The sequence below is a fragment of the Patescibacteria group bacterium genome (assembly GCA_028707065.1).
Taxonomy (GTDB): Bacteria; Patescibacteriota; Patescibacteriia; order Patescibacteriales; family WJLG01; genus JAQTUZ01.
On record JAQTUZ010000001.1, the window covers coordinates 128376 to 144750 of the forward strand.

14 protein-coding genes are annotated in these 16375 nt (G+C 48.4%); 9 read left to right on the forward strand and 5 right to left on the reverse strand.

Annotated elements, in window-relative coordinates; all coding sequences use genetic code 11:
* Positions 1-3 precede the first annotated feature (3 nt).
* From PHE24_00730 to PHE24_00750, 5 genes are read left to right on the forward strand one after another with little or no spacing between them, the layout of a single operon-like run.
* Positions 4-4194, forward strand: a complete 4191-nt coding sequence (locus tag PHE24_00730) for a hypothetical protein (protein MDD4901641.1) — start codon at positions 4-6, stop codon at positions 4192-4194.
* A 7-nt stretch (positions 4195-4201) separates the two neighbouring features.
* Complete coding sequence (locus PHE24_00735) at positions 4202-4888, forward strand: hypothetical protein (GenBank protein ID MDD4901642.1); 687 nt, start codon at positions 4202-4204, stop codon at positions 4886-4888.
* A gap of 30 nt (positions 4889-4918) precedes the next feature.
* Entirely contained in the window at positions 4919-6184 is a 1266-nt protein-coding gene (locus PHE24_00740) for a hypothetical protein (GenBank protein ID MDD4901643.1), read from the forward strand.
* A gap of 12 nt (positions 6185-6196) precedes the next feature.
* Positions 6197-6841 (forward strand): type II secretion system protein, encoded by a 645-nt coding sequence (locus PHE24_00745; GenBank protein ID MDD4901644.1) that lies wholly within the window; start codon positions 6197-6199, stop codon positions 6839-6841.
* A complete protein-coding gene (locus tag PHE24_00750) occupies positions 6838-7287 on the forward strand; it encodes a hypothetical protein (GenBank protein ID MDD4901645.1) in 450 nt (149 codons plus the stop codon). The genes PHE24_00745 and PHE24_00750 overlap by 4 nt, the downstream gene beginning before the upstream one ends.
* A gap of 119 nt (positions 7288-7406) precedes the next feature.
* On the opposite strand, the gene PHE24_00755 is transcribed toward PHE24_00750, so the two are convergent.
* From PHE24_00755 to pilM, 3 genes are all read right to left on the reverse strand, one after another.
* A complete protein-coding gene (locus PHE24_00755; GenBank protein ID MDD4901646.1) occupies positions 7407-8048 on the reverse strand; it encodes a LytR C-terminal domain-containing protein in 642 nt (213 codons plus the stop codon).
* Positions 8029-8595 carry a hypothetical protein gene (locus tag PHE24_00760; GenBank protein MDD4901647.1) on the reverse strand — a complete coding sequence of 189 codons (567 nt, stop codon included), beginning with the start codon at positions 8593-8595 and terminating at the stop codon, positions 8029-8031. Before PHE24_00760 ends, PHE24_00755 begins: the two co-directional genes overlap by 20 nt.
* A 69-nt stretch (positions 8596-8664) precedes the next feature.
* Positions 8665-10083, reverse strand: a complete 1419-nt coding sequence (gene pilM, locus PHE24_00765) for a pilus assembly protein PilM (protein MDD4901648.1) — start codon at positions 10081-10083, stop codon at positions 8665-8667.
* A 130-nt stretch (positions 10084-10213) separates the two neighbouring features.
* Between pilM and PHE24_00770 the strand changes: the two genes are divergently transcribed.
* The 4 genes from PHE24_00770 (at position 10214) to PHE24_00785 (ending at position 14983) form a co-directional block, all read left to right on the forward strand.
* The gene (locus tag PHE24_00770) at positions 10214-11029 is read left to right on the forward strand and encodes a radical SAM protein (protein ID MDD4901649.1); all 816 of its coding nucleotides are present in this window, start codon (positions 10214-10216) and stop codon (positions 11027-11029) included.
* Between the two features lie 145 nt (positions 11030-11174).
* Entirely contained in the window at positions 11175-11642 is a 468-nt protein-coding gene (locus PHE24_00775; GenBank protein MDD4901650.1) for a DUF192 domain-containing protein, read from the forward strand.
* A 114-nt stretch (positions 11643-11756) separates the two neighbouring features.
* A complete protein-coding gene (gene pyrF / locus PHE24_00780) occupies positions 11757-13079 on the forward strand; it encodes an orotidine-5'-phosphate decarboxylase (protein ID MDD4901651.1) in 1323 nt (440 codons plus the stop codon).
* Between the two features lie 143 nt (positions 13080-13222).
* Positions 13223-14983, forward strand: a complete 1761-nt coding sequence (locus PHE24_00785; protein ID MDD4901652.1) for an ABC transporter ATP-binding protein — start codon at positions 13223-13225, stop codon at positions 14981-14983.
* 212 nt (positions 14984-15195) lie between these two features.
* Here PHE24_00785 and PHE24_00790 read toward each other — a convergent pair whose 3' ends face one another.
* Together PHE24_00790 and PHE24_00795 are read right to left on the reverse strand one after the other, a co-directional pair.
* Positions 15196-15468: a hypothetical protein gene (locus PHE24_00790; GenBank protein MDD4901653.1), complete on the reverse strand. Its 273-nt coding sequence runs from the start codon at positions 15466-15468 to the stop codon at positions 15196-15198.
* A 119-nt stretch (positions 15469-15587) separates the two neighbouring features.
* On the reverse strand, positions 15588-16373 hold the full coding sequence (locus PHE24_00795; GenBank protein ID MDD4901654.1) for a hypothetical protein: 786 nt from the start codon (positions 16371-16373) through the stop codon (positions 15588-15590).
* Between the last annotated feature and the right edge of the window lie 2 nt (positions 16374-16375).

Consider the following 16375-nt stretch of genomic DNA (forward strand, 5'->3'; position numbering starts at 1 on the left):
AGAATGATTAAAAAAGCTTTAAAAAATATTTGTATTTTCACGATGGTTTTGGGTTTGGTTTTTTCCAGCCTGCCTTATGATTTTTTGACCAACGCTATCTCTGCCTATGAAAAATCCGCCAATATCGTGGATAAATTCTGGCATTTGCAGCGCGATCCGAATGTGGTCGATAATTTCCGGGAAAATAATATTTTTTCCGGCCTGATGATCCATTATGCCAATGCCGCGGTGGGAGATGCGAGAATCCAATATGGCTTTTCCAACAACTCTACTCCCAGAACTCAATTTTATAACGATACGACAAATTCTTACGGGGGAGAAACCACCACTGTTGCTGGTACGGCCACTATCGGCTGGGTCGTTTCCAAAGAATCCACGACTGAAGATCTGACCGTTATGGTAACCCAGTCTACAACCGGAGTAATGGATATTTTTTGCCGCAATAGCGCCGGCACCTGGTCAAAAGATATTTCCGGAGTTTCCGTAAGCGCTAACGCCGCTACTCGGCGTTTTGACGTGGAATTTGAAAAGACTTCCGGCATCCCCATGGTTTTATTTTCCCGCAATGTCGCGACGACCAACGAGCTGGGGTATTATCGCAAAACCGGCGCGGGCTGCGGAGCCGGTTCCTGGACCGGGCCGACCATGCTTAATCCGACCAGAGTGACCGCGGCCGTGCTTTGGGTGGAATTGGCAGCCAGACAAACCAGCGGGACAAATGTATTGGCGGCGGCCTTTTCCGATGCCACGGCTACGCAGGGCGGAAAATTGGAAGCGATGATCTGGACGGGCAGCGCCTGGGGCAGCGAATCCCCGGCTGGCGCGGCCAACGGCTGGTCCGATCTCTCGATCGAATTGCAGGGAACTGCCGGCGCTAACGCGGCTAAAGTTTTTGACTTAGCCTTTGAAACTAATACTGGTGATTTACTGGTAGCTTGGGGAACTTCTTTGGGCGCCAATGGCACGAACGGCTGGCGCTACGCGACTTGCGCGGCAGCTTTGCCTTGTACTTGGTCGGCCGTGCAAACTCCGGCCGGGCCGACCGATGATGCGACTAATGTGGCCTGCGCTCCTGACCCCGGTTCTGACGCGATTGCTTGCGCGGCACAAGGAAATGCCGGCAACGATCTTACTGCCTGGCGCTGGTCAGGCACGGCAGTCAGCGGAACTGTGGCCAATGCCGATACGACTTTATTGGCGACTGCGGCCGGCGATATGCATGTGGATATCGATTGGGTGGTGAGCGGCAGCCAGAGAATGGCCGTGGCAGCCTATGCTAATGGTAATACTGGTTATCGATATATTTATTATGATACGGTTGGCGCGGCTTGGCGGACAAATACAAACACCGGTTTTGCTATTACCGGCGCTCCGGCAACGGCCGGGCAAAGCATCCAGGTCAAAAGAAACCCCGCCAACGCGGCGCAGTTGATGGTTAGTTTTACTGACGCGAATTCTGATCTCTGGGCGAAAAGATTGGCTTACAACGGCGCGGCCGGCGGCGCAACCACTCCCTTGTCCACCTGGTCCAATTCTGATGGCGGAGTGACTTTACAAGGGACGGTGAGCAGTATCACTTCGATGCCGTTTATGCTGGATTGGATTAATGTCTCAATCCAAAACTTGACGATCAACGCCACGGCCGGCTCCCAAGTTGCTAATTTAAATTCGGGGGCGACTTCGCAATACGCTCAAGACGTTTCTTGCAATAGCGCGGCTTCTTGTGCCGCCTTTACCTTGGCGATTGACAGCGGCTCGGAAACATTGACCTCGATAAAAATTACTGAAACCGGGACGGCAAACGCGACCAATGACTTGGCCAACGCGGCTTTATTCTATGATACTGACGGAAATTTTGCCAACGGCGTAACCGGGCAATTCGGCTCGACCGTTTCTGCTTTCACTTCCGAAGCCGCGACTTTTTCCGGATCTTTGGCCATGGTCGCCGGCACCACTTATTATTTTTATGTCCGTTATGATCTGGCCAAGTCAGGCGCTTATCCTGATGGCGGACAGACGGTTAATTTCCAAATCGCGGCCAATGGCGATGTCACAACCAGTGGCAGTTCCATAAAAACCGGCGCGCCGGCATCTTTGGCTGGAGCCACAACCGTGCGGCCGGATATCACGAATATAACTTATCCGATAACTTCGCCCTTGTCAGGCGGCCGGATCGGGCAAGGCGTCACGATCAACGGCTATGGCTTTGGAACTGTTTGCGATGGCGCTAATAATAAAGTTGAGATCGGCACGGCTGTTGTTTCCTGCACCGGCACGACTTTCACTGATACTTCCATTACTGTTTCCAATTTTCAATATTCTTCCGGCGATAGTTATGGCGGAACCGGCGCCAACGGCCTGTTAGCGACAGTCGGCGGGACAGCCAATGACGCGCGCCAGGATTTTTATGTTTACCCGGATATTATCAGCACCACCAATCCGGTTTCCCCTTATACTAACGCCGCCCGCGAATATGACGCGGGCGATACTGATGGCGTCGTGACTTTGAACGGCAATCATTTCGGTTCGGCCCAAGGCACTGGAGTAGTTACTGTTTTGGGCCAGACGGCTGCGACCAATTCTTGGAATGACACAGCCGTGCAAATCCAAATTCCAGACTCGATCCCTGACGATTCTTACACGGGAAATATTATCATCAATCAGGGTGCTGGCGGTAATGATGCCACCACTGATTCTTATGGCGGTGGCACCTATAGAATTTTACCTCGCATCACCAGTTTTGATCCTGTTTCCAATCCGGTTGGTGATTCCGTAGTTGTTACTGGCAATCATTTTTGCCAAAGCGGCACTTGCCCTACAGGTACGACCGGTGTTGATTCGGATCTGGTTAATTCTCCGGCGTTTACCGCCAACGATCGGGTTATTTTCACTTCCGGCATCGTGGCGAATTACTGGGGGGCAGGCGGATGGACTGACACTACCATGGACACCCAAGTTCCTACGGGAGCGGCCGTTGGCAACAACAGTGTTTATCTGAAATCGAATAATTACGATTCCAATGCGAAGAATTTTACCGTGCAAACTCTTGAGCCTGATATGCCGAGCAATCTGCTGCAATCCCGCAATTCCGGCTTTACTAATTTAATTCCTACCGGCGGCTATGCTTCTTCCACGCCGGTTTATTTCAGGTTTGACACCAGCGCGGCTGCCGGCGGAGGCAAGATGTATCCGCAAATTGAAATTCGGCCGGTACTAAATAATTTTGGTTCCACTTGCCCCGGGGCTTATTGTGAAGAAGGAACCGGTGTTGACTATGATAGCGGTATAATAGCGCTGACCATTTCAACTTCATCGCCGGATGACTCGTATCATTGGCAGGTCCGTGCGCATTATGTTAAAAATGGTGATTATTATAGTGCTTGGAAATCTTATCCTGATGTGGAAAATTATGAAACAGATGCCGATTTGATTATTGATACAACCGCGCCGGTCATCTCTTTTTCGTCGTCCTTTTCCCCGCCGGATACTGTTTGCGCTGACGGGCAGAAAGAGCTTAGTGCTAATAATATTAAGATTTTTTGGTATCTGAATGAATCAGGTGACGGACAAATTGAATATTCTAAAAATTCTGATTTATCTTCCAGTATTAAATTTCCGATTATCTGGCAAGTTGGCGATTTTTATCACGAAGTTGGTCTTACCAATCTTGATTCCGGGACCACTTATTATTATAAGGTTAAGTCGCGCGATGCCGCCCATAATTTAGGCCAAAGGCCGCAGTCAACGCCTTATTGTTCTTTTAGGACGAGTAGCGTCACGCAACCGGCCAAGACAACATTTTTTTATATTATGGGCGCGACCAGCGGAATAACGGCCCTGGCAACTTCCTCTTTTTCCGTTATCGCTCCGGAAGATTCGCCATCGGTCAAAAGCGCCTTTATTGAAGTTACCGGCTTGGTCAGCGGCGGGAGCAACTCAATAACTATTCAAGCGAATGGCGTTAGTCCTCGCGAGTATATGGTTAATTCTGCTGATCGCACCTTCTTCAGATTTGTTTATCAGATTACCGGGCCAGACGAGGAAACAAATTTAAATTTAAACGATTCAGGCGCCTGCACTTATGGACATTTAAATAATCCGCCCTGCAATATGATCTCGATTGCGCCGGGCGCCGGGATGAGCGTTGATATTTACTCGGCTAAAATTATTGTTACTTACAGCTATGCGCCCTAAGATTTTTATGAAAAAAAATAAATTATTAATTATCGGCGGAGCAGTAATTTTGCTGATAGTTTTGGCGATTATTATTATTTTGGTCAGCAAGACGCCGAAAACTAATTTGCCGCCGCCGGTGGTTGTGCCGCAAGAGCGGTTATTCGAAGAAGCCTACACTATTCCAAGTACGCAGGAAATTTTTAAGACCGATGCCAACTCAGTCGCCAGCGGACCGGTTAACGTGCCGCTTAGCGCCGCTATCGGCGGGGAGAAGACAGCAGTCCCCGGCGCGATTTTAACAATCAAGGGCGCGTATGATCTGGCCGCCGGCGAAGCGAAAAAATGGGACAGCGCCGCGAAATTGTCTTTTATCAAATCTTTCGGGGCGATAACGCTGGAGGGCAGATCAAGCCAGTGGCAGGCGGTTTTTTCCGCTGAAGAAAAAGCCGGGAAAGCTTACGAGATAATTATTCAGAAAGATAAAATCGTTTCGCAAAAAGAAATTGTTTCGTCATCAGACGCGGCCGGAATTGATTTGCCTGCCGGATGGCCGGATTCGGGGGAATTTATCAGGCAGCTGCAAAATAATCCGAATTTTTCCCAGGCGACGATCAACAGTTTCCTTTTAGCCAGCACGCCCGAATCTGATGACGCCAAGTGGTGGTTTTCTTTGGGCACATCTCAGGGCGTGGTGACTTTTGAAGTGAAATAAAAAGTTAAATAAAGACGGGCAAATTTTTATATGGCTCTGGTAAATAAAACTATTTTTGTCTTAGCATTTTTAGCGTTGTTTTTTTCGGCACGGCAAGTTTTGGCGGCCGATAATATCAAGACAACGGAATTTTATATTTATGATTCGGCTCTGCCGGTCAGTTCGGCGGTCAGCCAGGATTTTTCCGTCTATATCGGCGATAATATCGGCGCGGTAACCGATCCGATCAAATCCGCTTACTTCAAGATTTCCGGAACTTATACCGGCGGCGGCACGCTTGATTTGAAGATTAATTCCGGGAATTCCAAAATTTATAACTTGCCAACGGTCGGCAGCCCGACTTATTTCGAATTGCTTTATGCCGATACTTCCTCGGTCATTGATCCTTCCAGCGCGGGAAATTATAGTTATAATTTCAGCCTGACTCCTGATAGCGTCACTATTTACGGCCTGGGAGTGAAACTGGATCTGACTTACCAATATCAGCCGGCCTTTTGTCCGGACGGCTCGAGCCAAAAAGTTAAGACCACGGAATTTTACGTTTACGACTCTGATTCAGTTATCAATCCCGACTCTAACATAAGCCAGGATTTCCCCGTTTATATCGGCGATAATATCGGCGCGGTAACCGATCCGATCAAGTCCGCTTACTTCAAAGTTTCCGGAACTTATACCGGCGGCGGAAGCATAAATTTCACTCTTAATTCGGGCAATTCCCAGATTTACAATTTGCCGTCAGCGGTCAGCCCGACGTATTTTGAATTGCTTTACGCTGACACTTCGGCGATGATCGCTCCTGGCTCGGCGGGAACTTATTATTTTAATCTGGGCATCAACCCGACCGGCGTGACGATCTATGGCGCGGGAGCGGCGCTGGACCTGACTTATCAATATGCTCCGCCTTCTTGCGCTGGCTTGCCGCCGACCGGAGAATTGACTTCAGCTATTTTCGATACGATTCAAACCGCGGCGTATAATTCGATTATGTGGCAAGGGACGTTCAACGGCGGCAATGGCCGGGTGCGCTTCAAGTTGGCGACTTCCAACAGTTCGAGCGGGCCGTGGAATCCGGAGAATTTTTTCGGCAGTTCAGACAATGGCGTAACCTGCGACAATGTCTCTTGGTATGATCCGGGCGCGCCAGAAACGCCGATCGAAATAACTTGCGCTCCGGCCAATCATAATAATCAGCGTTATTTCCGCTATAAAGTCCAGCTTTGTTCCTATAGTAATTGCACGGATTCGGGGAGTGCCAGCCCGGAAGTAAATAAAGTTATCGTTAATTGGAGCCCATGACCTATGATCAAAATGAATGGTATCAACCGCAGGGCAAGCCCTGCACCCATCTTTTCCAAAAGGTGTCCCCGCCGCAAGCGGACGGGGTATTTTTTCTGCGCTCGCTCGGAAATAATCTCCCCCGCAAAATGCGGGGGGATTATTTCTCTCGCTCGCTTGAAAATAAATAGCAAAGGCTTTTCGCTAATGGAAATTTTAATTTATATCACCGTGATCGCGATCGTGACCGCGGCGATCGGCGGAGTTTTTTTGTCAGTCGCCGGCGGGCAGGCCCGGGCTGACGCGGCCGCCGAGGTAAACTCCAACGTCAGTTTTGCGCTGGACATGATTAATCAGGATATTTTAGCGGCTAGCGCGGTTACGACGCCGGCGGCGGCTACTTTGGCGGTAACCGTTGGCGCCACTTCAATTACCTATTGCGTGGTTAGCGGTCAAATATTCCGCTCGGCCGGCGGAATCTGCAATGGCAGCGCTGAGCCGATTACCGCTGCCGCGGTGGCGGTAAAAAATCTGACTTTCACGAGGCTGGAAAATACCAATACTGTTCTGCCCAAAACGATCGTCAGCATCCAAACCGTTCTGACCATCGGCTATAACGGCGCTAATCCGGATTACCAATATTCTTTAACTAAGCAAACGAGTTCTTCATTGCGATGAAATTTTTTCAAACAACCGGCGGTTTCGCGACCATCCCGACGATTCTGGCGCTAAGCGCGCTGATCCTTGTCGCGGCAGTCGGGATCGCCGCCGCCACTTATACGCAAACCACGACTAACGCGGCAGTAGAGCAATCTGCCGCGGCGTTAAGTTATGCCGAAGCGGGCGCCAAGGATGCTTTAATGCGGATTGCCCGCGATAAAAATTATGCTTGCGCGTCTGTTGATTGCTACACGCTGGATATGGCGCCTAACGGCTGTCTGACAGGCGCAGGTTGCGCGAAGATTTCCGTGAGCGCTGATGCGGGAACAACGGAATATCCTAAGATCATTGCGGCCAAGGGAATCGTGCAAAATAAAACCCGAACGCTTGAGGTTCAGGTAACTTATGACTTGGCAGGCTATGGCGAAATAAATAGCGCCACCTGGTCGGAATTGACTAACTAAATTTGAACCAAATAAAAAAGCCCCGCACCATTTTTTACGAAATGATCAAGAATTTTTTTTAAAACAAATTCCAGTTGTTTTAAATTAACTCTTAAAAATTCATGAAAAATGGTGCGGGGTTATTTTTTTCCGATCAGGATCGAAACGTCATAGTCGGTATTATCCGGTAAATCGCTTCCCATTTGCACAGTGTATTTTTCCGAAATAATTTTTTTGATCAGAGCGATATAATTTTGAAGTTGGGCGCCGGTTGTTTTAAATTGAACGATTGTTTCTTTTAAGACAAGCTGGTGGCTGTCGATTTTCGTGCTGGTAAAACCCGCTTGGTTCAAACTATCTTGCAAGGTTTCTCCGGATTGGTTTTTCCCCGGGCCATTGAATATTTTAATAGTAATGGCGGCTTTGGCAGCGGCTATTTGCGGGGTATCATTGTTTTTGGCCGGAGAACTTGTCGCGGCAGTTGAGCTGGAAATATTCACGGCGCTTGGCACGGCGGGCGTTTCCAGGGAGTTCGGCGCGGGAAGCTCGGGCCAGCCGAATCTTTTTCTGATCAATTCGTAATTGGCCGCGTCAAAGCGGGGAACTTCATTTTTCAAGGAGGCGGTATTTTCGGAAAAAACTTTATTGATGCTGGTGGATAAAAAGACTAAAGTTTTAACGAATAAGATCAGAACGATGGCGGCAAAAATCAAGGTGATCGCGGGATAGATCATCTTGGTCAGCGGTAATCTCTTTAAAGAATTATTGGGTTTGGCGGGCATAAAGCGTGCCGTTAATAGTAATGGAAGAATTGCCATTCCAGCCGTTGGGAGGAGGGGCGAGCAGATTGATCGAACCGATCGCGGTCGCGAAAGGAAGTTTTTCTATTTGTTTAAGATAGGCCGACAGCGTATTTATCGTTCCATTTAAATTTATCGTGTAATCGGTTTTGACCACCGAGATCCCGCCGGCGTCCGTCGTCGGCGTAAAATTGCCGAATCTTAAATTCTGTTGCAGGGAATTCTGCTTGGCGATGCTTTCCAGAGCGCTGACAAAAGCGAGGATATTATCAGCGGGGGGATAAACATCGCGTATTTTCTGATCATTGTCCCCGAGCAAAGTGAGAGAATTTTTCAATTGCTGGATATTTTCGATCCTCAGGGTCAATGTCCGGGATAATTTCTCTTTTTGGGATAAGGAATCGCTTATTTTATTGATCGCTTTGCCGGTGAAAAAGTTGATGGTAACAGCTAAAATTATCGCCAATAAAGCGATGGTTGAATAGCGGGCAAGGATCATTAAGACTTGTTTTCTGTTATTGAACCACATAACTTGGATAGATCCCTCACCCGCCGGGGCGGGCTCGGGATGAAAATATCGGGTAATTACCCGATATTTTCATTTAAAATAGACCGTTTGAGGATCTTTCAGCTTGAAAGAAATGCTGAAAGGAATATCTTCTCGCTGCTCTAAGTTGGTCAGCGGTAAATTTATTTCGGCTAGCAAGGAGGAAGATTTTGATTTGTCCCGAAGTTGGTTAAGGGTGGTGCGGTTTTCGGCTATGCCGCTTAAGGTGATCGTTCCTTCGGCGGAAGGCAAGCTTAAGCCGCTGACAATGATGCCGCCCGTGACTAATCTTTGCAATTCCGCGATGACGATCGACCATTGCGGCGAGTTGGACATGATTTTCGCCGTGTCGGCGATGAGCGTGTTGGCGGTTTGCACTTTCTGTTCAACTTTGGCCAAATCGGGGACGGAAGGCAGACTGCTTAGATCATCGGTTTTTTCGGCGGTCTGCTGCTGCAGAGTGACCATTAACAGCCATACCCCCAGAAAAGAGGCGATAAAAAAAATAGCTAAGCCGACGATCAGCTTGGTGATGATCGAAGAGAAATTCACCGCCTTGTGGTATTTATAAGCCTTTTGCGCGCTGATCGGGGATAAGCTGACAAAATCATCCTCGGCGCGCGGAATGATCCCGCGGACCGCCGCTCCCAAAGCGACCAGCCAAGCGCCGGTATTTAATTCGGGGAAATCTATTTTTCTATCGATTGCCGGCATGTCTTCGCTAAGGTTGATGATCCGGGAAATTTTTTCATTAGCGGCGGATTCATAAAAATTGCTGATCTTTTCCGCTTCTTTCTTCAGCTTTTTTTCCGGGAAATCCGGCCCCAGGGTGCGGGAGAAGCGGATGACATTATTTTTGATGATGAAAAAATTATGGCTGCTTTGATTGGCGATCTTTAATAAGATCGCTTGGTCTTTTTCCTCGGCCGCGGCTCGCGTGAAGCTCTCGGCCGGAAATTCCAGGGCGATCAGATGGAAGGTCTGGCGGAGGCATTCCAGATAAGGATCGATGATTTTTTTGGGAGCCTCGGCGATGAATACTTCCCGCGACCCGTTTCCGGGAAATATTTCCCAAGAGCAATAAGCGTCGTCCGGTTTGAGCGGCAGCTGGAAATTAACGGCCAGCTTGATGGCCTCTTCTAATTTTGGCCCTTCGATATTTTTAGGGAAAGACAGGACCTTCACGTAGATCTTGTCGGCCGGAATGCTGGCGACCGCGTAATCGACCGGTATCCTAAGTTCTTTTTTGAATTCCAAAAGCGCTTGGCAAAGATCAGCCGGGTTTTTTATTTCCCCATTGATGATGATGCCGGCGGCCAAAGGGTGTTCGGAATATTCCCGGGCGGCGATCAAGCCGGTTTTTTTGTTCAAGCTTAATAAAACCAGCCGGAGGCAAGAATCAGAGATCTCCAGGCCGGCAATCGGCTCTTCAGGAACCAGGATTTTTTTAAAAAATGATAGAATCCTCATTTGTTTCGGTAAAATTTTCTCCGCCGTAAAATAGCATCCGTAACCGCGGATTATTATCCATTATAACATAATAAGTGCAAAAGTTCTAACTCGTTTTTTTATTGCCGCAACTGGTGTATAATTTAAAAATATGAATAATAAAGTTAAAATAGCGTGGTTTGGTTTGCATCTTGGCGAAGAGCCGCCGCTGGTTGGGGCCAAGGGTGCCGGTACCGTATTTTTTTCCGGCTGTAATTTGCATTGCGTTTTTTGCCAGAATTGGCAGATTAGTCAGGAGAATTTAGGCAAGGAATATTCGGTGGCAGAGTTGGCGCGAATAATGCTGGATTTGCAAAAGCAAGGCGCGGCGAATATTGACCTGGTAACGCCAACGCCCTGGCGGAGAGAAATAAAGCAGGCGATCATTTTGGCTAAAAAGGATGGTTTGCGAATTCCGATCGCCTGGAATTCCAACGCCTATGAATCAGCCGCGGCAATTAAAGATTTGGCCGGCTTGATCGATATCTATCTGCCGGATTTTAAATATGGCGACGACTTCGCGGCCGCGAAATATTCGCGTGCCTTAAGCTATGCGGAAGTGGCGGAAAAAGCGATCCGCGAAATGTATCGCCAAGTCGGTTTATTAAAAGTTGATAAAAACGGCTTGGCTGAAAAAGGTTTGATCATCCGCCATCTGATCCTGCCGGATAATCTGCCCAACACTTTTTCCGTTTTGGAAAAGATTGCTCTGATCGACAAGAATATCCATTTAAGCCTGATGAGCCAGTTTTATCCGGTTTATCGCGCGAAAGATTTTCCCGAATTGAATCGGCAAGTCTCGCGAGAAGAAATTGAGGCGGCGGAAAAGAAAAAATTCGAGCTTGGTTTGGAGAACGGCTGGACGCAAGAACCGGATTCGAGTGAAATATTTTTACCGGATTTTACCAAGCTAAATCCTTTTGTTTAATTTCTTTCTGGCCATGGCAGAGTCTCCCTCCGCCAGTCGGTGTATCGGGGACTCTGCCTGAATTGGCCGGATTCAGCCTCGCCGCAGTCTTCCCTCGGCAAACTCGGGACAAGCCGCCGCGGGACTGCGGCGTAATTGTGTCAATATGAAAAATATAAACAGAATTTTGATTATTCTTTTAAACCTGATGATTATTTCCGGCGGCCTGGCTTATTTGTTTTTATATTTTCATCAAATCGGCACGGCGGATGTTTTTTTCGCCGATCACCCGAATTTTATCATTCACGCCGAATTGGCCCAGGCTCCGGCCGAATTGGAGCGCGGCTTAATGTTCAGAAAATCATTGCCGGCCGATTCGGGCATGCTGTTTATTTTTCCCCAAGAAGCGCCTCAATCTTTTTGGATGAAAAATACTCTGATTCCGCTTGATATGATTTTCATCTCCGCCGACGACAAGATCGTCGATATTAAAAATGATTTTTCACCCTGCACCGCCGACCCTTGCCCGGTTTATCAATCGGTTGCTCCAGCCAAATATGTTTTGGAAGTTAATGCCGGGATTGTTCAAAAAGGAAGAATCATTATTGGCGAAAAGATTGTGATTGAAAAATGAGCCAAATTTTTGTCCGGTTGACTTTGATGGGGCAATAAGCTAAATTAGTATGATTGGATTTGTACATTTTTTAACGTCAGATAAGGCTACAATCACTTTAACGAAAGGGGCGATATGTTCAGAGTAAATGGTTCTCATTGGCTGGTGCCGAATGAACAGACAGAGGCGATTATTGCCATGGTGGAAAACGGCATTATCAAGTGGGACAACAAGCGGAGCTTGCCGCTCAAAAAAGGCGGTACGACTGATGTTTACATCAATTTGCGCGATATGCGCAGTCATCCGGAGTTGGTCGATTACCTGGCCAAATTGTACGCTAATCCCGTACAACGGCTGCGGGTTGATCGTCTGGTTGAAGTTCCGGACGCGGTAAGTCCTCTGGCCGGCCATCTTTCCGTCATCACCGGCAAGCCGCTGGTGACGATCAGGGAAGAAGCCAAACCCGGACGAGTGACCAAAGGAAAATTGATCGGCGAGATAAAACGCGGCGATCGGGTGGTGATCATTGACGACGTCGTAACCGACGGGGCTTCGAAGATCGCTCCGCTCGTTGAACTTCGTTCGGTCGGAGCAGTCGTTGTCGCAATTATAGTCATGGTCGACCGCCAGCAGGGTTGGCAGAAGAAATTGGCTGAAGCCGGTTTCGGCGATGTCGAAGTCTGGTCCGGAATGACCCTGCATCATGTGCGGCGCCATCTGGTCGAGACCAAACTGATGGAGCGCTGCGATCCGGAAATCGAAAAAAACAATCCGCTGATCGTCGCTTATGACGGCAAGCCGCCGGAAGAAGTTTTTTCTTATCTGGATCTGTTGCGTCCAGCCGGCTGCATTGCCAAAGTCAACGACATGTCTCTTACCGGGAATATAAATGAAGTCATCGCGGATCTTTCTGTTTATGCGCGGGTGATGTATGACCCGAAGTGGCACGATATTCCCAAGACCGTGACCAACGATTGCAAGCGGCTGCGGAAGACTCCGCCTTGGGCAGTTACCGTGCATGCTTCCGGTGGAAGTGAAATGGTCAAAGCCGCGGTCGAAGGAATGGCTGGAACACCGACTATCGTCTTGGCGGTAACGCTTCTGACTTCTATCGGTAGCGAGTGCGATAAAATATTCTGTCGCCAGCCGATCGATCAGGTGATGAAACTCGCCGAACTTGCTTATGACGCCGGGGCGCGCGGGTTTGTCTGCTCGGCCGAGGAAGCGGCAATACTGCGGAAGAAATATTCCGATGCGGTAATTGTCATTCCCGGGCTTCGTTCGCCAGGCAAAGATGCGCACGAACAAAAGCGGATTGGCACATTTATCGGCGCGAAAGAAGTGGGAGGAAATTTCTTCGTCGGCGGCCGGCAGTTTCTTGAGTCGGCTGATCCGGTGGCGGAGATTTTCCGGGTGCTGAAGGAAGAGTTGGGCGTTGAGCTGCCGACTGGTAAGTAATCAAAGCAAGGCAGTCAAAGTGAAGATAGATAGCGGTCACGACACGAGTCGGGACCGCTTTTTAAGTGTAACGATTGTCGTTATTTTACGTATATATTAATATAACCGGCCGGGCAAGAAATTTCTTGAGGCCGTGATTTTTTATGAAAAGCAAGGCTTTGGCGACAATTAAGATCTATTGGGCCAATATCCGCAAGCGGAAAATGGTATTTTTTGGCTTGGCAGGCTTGGCAATCGCGGCGGCTTCGATCGAAACCATCATTCCTATCTATTTTAAAAGAATTATCGACGTCATTGCCGCGCCCGGGGTGAAAGGAATAATGTATCAGGCCGCTTTCGGGTTGTTGCTGACCGCCGCGGCCTTGTCGTTTATCCGCTGGGCGCTATGGCGCGTCGCCGTCATTTTGGATATCAGGCTGGTTTCCCGGTCGATCGCCGAAATGAACAATGACAGCTTCCGGCATCTGCATCGCCAATCTTTTTCTTTTTTCAGCAACAATTTTTCCGGCACCTTGGTCAAGAGAGTCAATTATTTCACCCGAGCCTTTGAAAACATCACGGATAATTTTTTCTGGAATCTTTTGCCGATGATCGTCAACATGGTGATCATCATCACTGTTTTATGTTTTCGCAACGTGGCCATGGGGCTGGCCACCTTGGTTTGGCTGATCATCTTTTTCACCCTCAATTTCTTCTTCGCCAATTGGAAATATAAATATGACATCATGGAAACCGAGGCCATTTCCAAAACGACCGGATTTTTGTCCGACACCATCACCAATTTTTCCAGCATCAAATTATTCAACGGCAATAAAAGGGAAAACAAATCTTATTCCGATCTTACCGAAGATACGCGGAAAAAAATGCAGTACGCCTGGAGCACGGAAGAGATCTTCAACGGCACCTCTTCATTTCTGATGATCGTTTTGGAATTCGGCTTATTGATCTTTGCCATCCGGCTTTGGCGGCAAGGCTTGTTCACGCCGGGCGATTTTGTTTTGGTGCAAGCTTATGTGATTCTGATCATCGATCAATCCTGGCAATTCGGCAGGATGGTGCGTAATTTTTATCGTTCTTTTTCCGATGCCGAAGAAATGACCACGCTCTTGCAAACCACGCCGGAGATCGTTGATCGCCCCGGAGCCAAGGAATTGAAGGTAAGCGAAGGGAAAATCGAATTCAGCAAAGTTGTTTTTTGCTATCATGAAACCAGAAAGATTTTAGCTAACTTCAATTTGACGATCAAGGCCGGCGAAAAGATCGCTTTGATCGGCCCGTCCGGCGCCGGTAAAACCACGGTGATCAAATTGCTTTTGCGGAATTTTGATCTTACCGGCGGGCATATTTTGATCGACGGCCAGGATATCGCCGGAGTTACGCAGGAAAGTCTTTGGAAAAACATCAGTTTGGTGCCGCAAGACCCGGTTTTGTTCCACCGCAATTTGAAAGAAAATATCCGCTATGGCCGTCCTGGCGCTTCTGATGCCGAAGTCATCAAAGCTTCCAAGCTGGCTCATTGCCATGAATTTATCGCGGATCTGCCCAAGGGCTATGATACTTTTGTCGGCGAGCGCGGCATCAAGTTGTCCGGCGGCGAACGCCAGCGCGTCGCGATCGCCCGGGCGATCTTGCGCAACGCGCCGATCTTGGTTTTGGACGAAGCGACCTCTTCGCTTGATTCCGAATCGGAAGGTTTGATCCAGGATGCGTTGGAAAAATTGATGAAAGATAAGACCGTGATCGTCATCGCTCATCGCCTTTCGACCATCCGCAAGATGGACCGGATAATTTTCATTGATGAAGGAAAAATAAAAGAAGAAGGCACGCATCAAGAATTGGAAAACAAGCCGAACGGTTTATATCGCCATCTTTGGGAATTGCAGGCCGGCGGATTTATGGAATAAATTATTAAAATCTTTGCCACTTTTTTTAGAAAAAGTGGCGCATACAAACCACCCCCAGACCCCTCCTTGGAAAGGAGGGGAGGCGCGCAGGCCTTATTTCCTATCACTCCGCTAGTCCCGCTGCGGATTTGAATTACGCAAACAGCAGTAAAAATAAATAGCCCGGAAATCCGCGCAGATTTCCGGGCTTTTTTGATAGAAATAATTATCGGTCAACGAGGGCGCGGAGTTTCTCCGTGGCCCATGTTCAGGCATTCGCCGCCTATTTGTACGACAGGGGGAGCTTTCTGATAGTAGGCGGGTGGAATCGTATTGTGCGTTTCGACTTTTGGCGCCGCAAATTTTTTCAGAACGTGCGGCAAGACTGCATCACGTATGGAGTCGCGGACGGCCTTATTGACCCCCACTGGTCCGGTTATCAATGAATCGGTAGCTTTGAAGCCTCCAGGGAATTCTACCGGCTGTCTGAGCAACTTCTTTTTCATTTTGATCTCCTTGGGCAAAGGTAAAAGCGTTTTTTATTTGATATAACAATAACAAAGATTACCTTTTTTGTCAAGGTAAAAAAAGAGCCCGGGGACTTGAAGAAGTTCCCGGGCCTTGGTTAACGCTGATAAGATTTTCGCAGCATCAGCCGGCTTTTTAATGCTATTACATAGATCGGCAGGATTTGCTGGGCCAGATCGCGGCCAATCATTTTGACTCCGATTTTGGCGTCGATGCCGGACAGATCGCCGGCGCTGATCTTGGCCAGGGAATTTTCTCCTGGCTGGTTGGCCAAAAATCCATCAAGATAATTGAAAAAATTTCCCTTGCTAGCCGCATTGAGTATGTTGGCGGCGGTCATCGCGCTCTCGCGGTCTTCACCGAAGTTTTTTTCCGGCGCATCGGCCGCGGCCGATTGCAAGCCGTAAAAAAGCAGCGCGGCAAAAAGCGATTTGGGGCAATCAATACCCCAGATCAGCAGTCTTTTTTCCTTAGCCTGGTAAGTGATAAAAGGCCGGTAGTCTTTTAGGCTAAGGGGAATAAAACAGATCGACAGGCTGATCTTTTGTTTCGGATTATTTTTCAGCTTTGGATAATAGGCCGAATCGCCGAAAAAATATCCGAAGCGAAAAACCGGTTTGGCCGCCAAATAATCGGCGAGCAAAGTGGTGGGCGGGATCCTGTCCTGGTAAGCATTGACGAGATCGTTTACTTCCACCATCTTTTTTTCCAGCATGCTTTCTGATCCGCTTCCAATAAGCCACCAAGCGGCAGAATCAAGAGGATGCAGATCCAAATAACCATTAACGGCTTGCGCGTTCAGCTCATCAGACGTCTGTGCCGAAACAGAAACCGCCAAGATGGCGATGAAAAAAGAAAGGAACAACAACGTCATTTGTTTCATGA

What these genes read in the sequence shown, in the direction of transcription:
- PHE24_00730 (MDD4901641.1), top strand. Translation starts at nt 4, where the DNA reads ATGATTAAAAAAGCTTTAAAAAATATTTGTATTTTCACGATGGTTTTG.
- PHE24_00735 (MDD4901642.1), top strand. Translation starts at nt 4,202, where the DNA reads ATGAAAAAAAATAAATTATTAATTATCGGCGGAGCAGTAATTTTGCTG.
- PHE24_00740 (MDD4901643.1), top strand. Translation starts at nt 4,919, where the DNA reads ATGGCTCTGGTAAATAAAACTATTTTTGTCTTAGCATTTTTAGCGTTG.
- PHE24_00745 (MDD4901644.1), top strand. Translation starts at nt 6,197, where the DNA reads ATGAATGGTATCAACCGCAGGGCAAGCCCTGCACCCATCTTTTCCAAA.
- PHE24_00750 (MDD4901645.1), top strand. Translation starts at nt 6,838, where the DNA reads ATGAAATTTTTTCAAACAACCGGCGGTTTCGCGACCATCCCGACGATT.
- PHE24_00755 (MDD4901646.1), bottom strand. Translation starts at nt 8,048, where the DNA reads ATGCCCGCCAAACCCAATAATTCTTTAAAGAGATTACCGCTGACCAAG.
- PHE24_00760 (MDD4901647.1), bottom strand. Translation starts at nt 8,595, where the DNA reads ATGTGGTTCAATAACAGAAAACAAGTCTTAATGATCCTTGCCCGCTAT.
- pilM (MDD4901648.1), bottom strand. Translation starts at nt 10,083, where the DNA reads ATGAGGATTCTATCATTTTTTAAAAAAATCCTGGTTCCTGAAGAGCCG.
- PHE24_00770 (MDD4901649.1), top strand. Translation starts at nt 10,214, where the DNA reads ATGAATAATAAAGTTAAAATAGCGTGGTTTGGTTTGCATCTTGGCGAA.
- PHE24_00775 (MDD4901650.1), top strand. Translation starts at nt 11,175, where the DNA reads ATGAAAAATATAAACAGAATTTTGATTATTCTTTTAAACCTGATGATT.
- pyrF (MDD4901651.1), top strand. Translation starts at nt 11,757, where the DNA reads ATGTTCAGAGTAAATGGTTCTCATTGGCTGGTGCCGAATGAACAGACA.
- PHE24_00785 (MDD4901652.1), top strand. Translation starts at nt 13,223, where the DNA reads ATGAAAAGCAAGGCTTTGGCGACAATTAAGATCTATTGGGCCAATATC.
- PHE24_00790 (MDD4901653.1), bottom strand. Translation starts at nt 15,468, where the DNA reads ATGAAAAAGAAGTTGCTCAGACAGCCGGTAGAATTCCCTGGAGGCTTC.
- PHE24_00795 (MDD4901654.1), bottom strand. Translation starts at nt 16,373, where the DNA reads ATGAAACAAATGACGTTGTTGTTCCTTTCTTTTTTCATCGCCATCTTG.